Source organism: Rhodococcus sp. NPDC127593 (assembly GCF_042671975.1).
Classification (GTDB): Bacteria; Actinomycetota; Actinomycetes; order Mycobacteriales; family Mycobacteriaceae; genus Rhodococcus_F.
The window spans coordinates 1-6,054 of sequence record NZ_JBHXWI010000141.1 but is presented as its reverse complement, the minus strand read 5'-3'; the positions used below and the strand labels follow the sequence as shown (position 1 = coordinate 6,054).

Annotated in this window: 3 protein-coding genes; 2 read left to right on the top strand and 1 reads right to left on the bottom strand. The window is 63.9% G+C overall.

Going from position 1 to position 6,054, the window contains the following annotated elements; genetic code table 11:
• Window positions 1–79 precede the first annotated feature (79 nt).
• Window positions 80–1,132 carry a maleylacetate reductase gene (locus ACFVJ3_RS49020; protein WP_378458970.1) on the top strand — a complete coding sequence of 351 codons (1,053 nt, stop codon included), beginning with the start codon at window positions 80–82 and terminating at the stop codon, window positions 1,130–1,132.
• 624 nt (window positions 1,133–1,756) lie between these two features.
• Window positions 1,757–4,498 carry an AAA family ATPase gene (locus ACFVJ3_RS49015; RefSeq protein ID WP_378458969.1) on the top strand — a complete coding sequence of 914 codons (2,742 nt, stop codon included), beginning with the start codon at window positions 1,757–1,759 and terminating at the stop codon, window positions 4,496–4,498.
• 549 nt (window positions 4,499–5,047) lie between these two features.
• Here ACFVJ3_RS49015 and ACFVJ3_RS49010 read toward each other — a convergent pair.
• Complete coding sequence (locus ACFVJ3_RS49010) at window positions 5,048–5,956, bottom strand: FHA domain-containing protein (RefSeq protein WP_378458968.1); 909 nt, start codon at window positions 5,954–5,956, stop codon at window positions 5,048–5,050.
• Window positions 5,957–6,054 lie beyond the last annotated feature (98 nt).

Here is a 6,054-nt window from a genome sequence, read left to right as displayed (position 1 = left end):
CAGATTTTCGCGTTCCAGACACCCTACACCGCTCTGACCTGCGCCTTCATTCCGCGGCAGGCACGAAAATGCCTACGAACTGCGGAAGTCCGGACTAGGGCAGCGGATTGTATTTAAGTCTGGTCACGCCGCCGACAACCTCGCAGCGGAAGTCGGCCGTCTTTGCGCGTCGCGGGTCATGGTGATCGCGTCAGAATTTGAATCAGAAACCGCCAGGAAGGTATCGACAGGATTCGATGTTGCGCTTCACTATTCTGACGTATCGCCACATGTTCCGATCGCGAAGGCGAAGGCCGCACGCGCAATCGCATCAGAATATGACATTGACTTGCTCGTGTGTGTTGGCGGGGGATCAACGACTGGTCTGGCGAAGGCCATCGCGATGACCACAGGACTTCCCATCGTCGCAGTACCGACCACGTATTCTGGTTCAGAGGGGACCAATGTGTGGGGGCTGACTGCCAATTCGCGAAAATTGACGGGTGTGGACAATCGGGTTCTGCCAGTCACGGTCATATATGACGCGGAGCTCACGCTGTCGTTGCCAGTTGAGCTCTCGGTGGCGTCTGGCTTGAACGCACTCGCGCATTGCGTGGACTCTATGTGGGCTCCCCGGGCGGATCCTATTAATCAAGCCTTTGCTAGTGAGGGAATTCGAGCTCTCGCGTCGGGTCTCCAGGCCGTGGTATCAGATCCCGCAGATATCGATGGGCGAGAGCGAGCGCTGTACGGCGCCTACTTGTCTGCCGTAGCTTTCGCATCGGCAGGGTCTGGAATGCATCACAAGATCTGTCACGTTCTCGGCGGTGCATACGGAATGCCACATGCCCAAACGCATGCAACTGTCTTGCCGCATGTGTTGGCGTTCAACGCGCAGCATGCGCCTGAAGCCGAAATCCGAATTGCTGCGGCGTTCGGTGCTGATTCCGCTGTCGAGGGTCTCGATCGGCTGTGCTCCGCGCTCGGTGCGCCAAATGCGCTTAAAGAATATGGCTTCGATGAAGCCGCCATTCCGGAAGCCGCCAGATTGATTCTTCCGGCGATACCCGAGTCAAACCCGCATGTCGTCACCATCGACGACCTCGAGCGCCTTCTTCGTGCGGTTTGGTCTGGAAGGCCAGTGGAGGGTTGACGACGCTTCGAGTCGCTCGGACGTCTCGACACTGCCCAAGCCGGTAGCCCGCGTTCCGAAATGTCGAGACTGGACAACCTTCCTGCTGCCCTGTTCTTCCGGCCAGCAGTTCAGTCGTTGTCGGTCAGAAGCGTCGCTACGAATACTCGAATGGTCAGGCGGTTTCAGCGCTGCAGATCACAAGCAAAGCACGTTCGATGCGCTGCTGTACCAGGACCTTGGTGGGCCCGAGGGCGACCAGTCGTACTCGGGGCCTACCCCCGCCGCGGCAGTCGTGCCACCACATCCTCGGCGATGGCCACCGAGATCAGTGCGCTAATCGTCTACCTCTGCGAGGCCCGGAGGACTGCGGGATCAACGGGAAGACCGTCACGCTGCCTCCCTGGCCTTGCGGGTCGCCCGTGGCTACTGTTGTAACCGTGGTGAGCGCGGCCACGAACCGGAACTTGGTGACTGCATTTGGCCGCTCCGAGCAGGCGATTTCGTCTTGCGGTCGCGGACGGGAATGCCGCCCTCAGTCACACAGTGTGGAGAAGCAGGGCGTAAGGCAGCGCACCGGGTACACGACTGAAGCAGCCGGGCGCAGCGACGGGAGTCTTTCGAGAGGTGAGGTTCGGCGGGCTGATGTTGTTGGGCAGGGCGACTGCGTGCCGGACGCTCGACCGGCTGCTTTGCGAGACGCGATCGGGGCACAGTGGCACGCTCGTGTTGCGCGGGGACCCTGGCATCGGAAAGTCAGCGTTGTTGGACTACCTGGCGGAGCGAGCGTCAGGTTGCCGGGTTGTGCGCGCTCGGGGTGTCGAGTCGGAGATGGAGCTGGCGTTTTCAGGCTTGCATCAGCTTTGTGCTCCGATGCTCCACCAGCTCGAGCGCCTGCCAGCCCCGCAGCGAGATGCGCTGGGCATCGCGTTCGGGTTGCGCGCAGCGAACTCACCAGATCGCTTCTTGGTCGGCCTGGCGGTCCTGAGCCTGCTGTCGGAGGTCGCGGAGGAGCAGCCTCTTGTGTGCCTGATCGATGACATGCAATGGCTCGATCACGCCAGCGTCCAGGCGCTGGCGTTCGCCGGCAGGCGGCTGCTAGCCGAGCCAGTTCTTTTGGTCTTCGCGGTGCGTGAGATACGGCAGCAGGAACTGCTGGGCATGCCGGACCTCATGGTTGATGGAATCGGCGATCGCGATGCGCGCCAGCTGCTGACCTCCGCGATCCGTGGGCGGCTGGATGCGCAGGTACTGGACCGGATTATTGCTGAAACGCACGGCAACCCGCTGGCGCTTCTGGAGTTGCCCAGGGGGCTCACATCTGCTCAGTTGGCCGGCGGCTTCGGGCTTCCCACCCGGCCGCTGGCGAGCCGCATTGAGCAGAGCTTCCGATCACGCCTCGAGGTGCTGCCGCCCGAGACGCAGCTGCTCCTTCTGACGGCGTCGGCTGAGCCGATCGGCGACGCGAGCTTGCTGTGGCGCGCGGCGGGAATACTCGGGATCGACCCCAGAGCTGCGGCGCCAGCCCAGGACGCCGGGTTGCTCGAGCTTGGGTCGCGGGTACAGTTCCGGCATCCGCTAGTGCGCTCAGCGGCATACAAGGCCGCGACCTTGAGCGATCGCCGGAAAGTACATCGTGCACTGGCCGAGGCGACTGACCAGCACGCCGATCCCGATCGCCGGGCCTGGCATCGCGCCCGTGCGGCACCCGGGCCTGATGAGACGGTAGCCGCGGAACTCGAGCACTCGGCCGGCCGGGCCCAGGGACGCGGCGGTGTCGCGGCGGCAGCAGCGTTTCTGGAGCGGGCGGCCGAGCTGACGCCAGAGCCGGCCCGGCTGGGAACACGAGCGCTGGCTGCAGCCCAAGCCAAGTTCGACGCTGGCTCGCCTGACAGAGCGACCGAGCTCCTCGCGACCGCCGAGATGAGTCCGCTTGACGATTTGCAGCGGGCGCGGGCGGAGCGGCTGCGTGCCCAGATCACGTTTGCGCGCAATCGCGGCAGCGGCGCTCCAGCGCTGCTGCTCGGCGCTGCCACGCGCCTGAGTCAGCTCGACGCCGGGCTTGCCCGTGAAACCTACCTGGAAATGCTCGGCGCGGCGATGTTCGCCGGCCGGCTCGGCGGAAGCCGCGGGCTGCGCGAGGCGGCCGAGGCGGCTCGCGCCGCACCTCCAGGGCCACGGCCGCCCCGAGCGATCGACCTGCTGCTCGACGGTCTTTCGACCCGGTTCATTGAGGGCTACGCAGCGGGCGTCCCGCAGCTCAAGAATGCGCTGCGCACGCTAAGTCGCGATGATGGCCTCAGCGAGGACGACGCCCGATGGCTTTGGCTGGCGTGCCGCGTCGCAACGGATGTGTGGGACGACGAGAGCTGGCACGAGCTCGCCTCAGTTCAGGTCCGGCTCGCCCGTAGTGCCGGCGCGCTCAATGTTCTCCCTATCGCACTCACCTACCGTGCCGGCGTGTGCGTCCACGCCGGAGAGTTCGCCGCCGCGTCGGCTCTGATCGATGAAGCGGAGACGATCACACAGGCAACTGGAAACGCACCCCTCCGGTATACATCGCTGGTGCTCGCCGCCTGGCGTGGGCAGGAGTCCGAGGTACTGAAGCTGACCCAGGCCAGCCTCGACGATGCGACCCGCAGAGGTGAGGGAAGGGCGATTACGCTCGCTGAGTACGCGACCGCAGTGTTATACAACGGTTTTGGTCAGTATCAGGCCGCATTTGAGGCTGCACAAAAAGCGTGCGAACTAGACGATCTAGGGCTGTGTGGCTGGGCGTTAATCGAGCTAATCGAGGCGGCCGCCCGCAATGGCAGGACACAGGCCGCCGCGGCGGCATTCGAGAGGCTCGAGGAGCGGACACGGGCCAGCGGCACCGACTGGGCACTGGGGATAGAGGCACGCTCGCGCGCCCTGCTGAGCGACGACGCCGCCGCCGATGCCCTCTACCGCGAGGCGATCGAGCGGCTCACCCGCAGCCGAATCGTTGTTCATCTCTTCCGCGCACGTCTCCTGTACGGCGAGTGGTTGCGTCGTGAGAACCATCGCTCGGCCTCACGCGAACACCTGCGTGCCGCCCACGAGATGTTCAGCCACATCGGGGCAGACGGCTTCGCCGAGCGTGCGCGCCGTGAGCTTCTGGCCACCGGCGAGACCGCACGCAAGCGAACAGTCGATACCTTCGGCGAGCTTACGGCGCAGGAGGGCCAAATCGCCAGGCTGGCTTGCGACGGGTATACCAATCCGGAGATCGGCGGCCAGCTGTTCATCAGCTCTCGTACCGTCGAGTGGCACCTGCGCAAGGTGTACACGAAGCTGGGGATCGGCTCACGCAGAGAGCTTCGTAACATGCTAGCCAGTAACGGAAACGCGGCGCTGCCGACGTAACGATCGACGACGCCTCGACCACTCAAGAGAGTGCGATCCGGCAAGCCTTTCGAGGGGATACTGTCATCTGACCGATGTCGGGTGGCCGCCTCTGGCCTAGCGCCTTGTGCTCCGTAGTGCGCAGGCGCAGGCGCAGGCGATCGCTTTCGTTGCTAGGGGTCGGGGTCCCGCCGACTAGGAGGCGTATGAAGGGGAGCGCGACGGACATGGCGCCGGTCGCGTCGGCGTCCCCCTGAATAACCATCATCGACAGAAACACTTTCTCGACCCGATCACCGCCAAGATCAGCGGGAACGCTCAGCAGTCCCGGACAGCAGCGCCCAGCATCGACCGGTAAGCGTGATCGGCCAGATCATGCGCGTCCGGCTCGAGCGCTCGTCGATACACAGCTGATCTTCGACGAGACGGACGGTGTCTTGAATGGGCGAAGCGCCGGCTATGACGGAGAGCGTCGTGCGCTATGACTAGATCCGTCACGGTCACTGACCTGAAGCAATTCACACCTACGGCGGTGCTGAATTACCGCCGAAACCAACGAAGGACGGACAACTAAGCCCGGCCCGAGGGTCGAGGCGCTCGTAGGGCGGAGGCGCGGGCGATGGCTTTCGTGGCCACTAGCAGAGGGTCTGCACCGCGTAGGGCGCGCTCCGGCCGATAGTTGTGGTCGAGCAGCAGGGACCCGACCGCCTCGAACATCGTTGATAAGTCCTCGATCACGTCGCTGCCGATGATCAGGTACCCGCCGCTGTATCCCGCTTTCGAGAACCGGAAGGATTTCACTACGGGTGCCTTGCTCAGCGCCCGCACAGCGCTTGTGTACTTGTGCGCGAGGCCGCGAAATGCGATGGAGGCGGGCAGGGCGCCGGCTGCGTCGGCTTCGTTGATAATCATCATCGACCGGGCCAGATTCGCGAGCAGATCACCCGTCGAGTTCAGTGTGAACGCGTAGTAGTCACGTTCCCCAGCGTCTCCGGGCAACGATCCGCGAACGCGATCAGCAAAGTCGTGCGCCTCCTCCAACAGTCGCTCGTCGGTACACCACCGTTGACCCTCGGTCACGCTCATTGTGTTTTGCGCGGGCGCGGCGCCCGCCAGGGCGAAAAGGTATGCGTGGGCTGCCTCTACATCGAAGATGATGCGGTGCTCCGCGAGGGCCGTGGTGAATACCCGCTCCTGTGTCTCCCCGCAGCCGGGCCGTTCTTGGCGGTGGAAGGTCACCTCGGTAGCACCGATCGAAATGATGTCACCCGATCGAAGGTGTCTTCGTCCGGTCAGTCGTTCGCCGTTGACGAAGGTGCCGTTGCGGGATAATCCGTCATCTATGACGTCCCAGTGCGTGCCCGTCCATTCGATGACCGCGTGTAACCGCGACGCCATAGGGTCCCAACTCAATACGAGGTCGGATCGGTGAGAGCGTCCTACTGTCATCCGCCCAGCGGCCGCGGACGGCATCCACACTCGGCTAGTGCCGTATCAGGCAACGTTTGCCTTGTTGACGATTTCTCGTAGTTTTTGGTCGGCGGCGTGGTTGTTTCGCCAGATGATGTAGCGGCGGA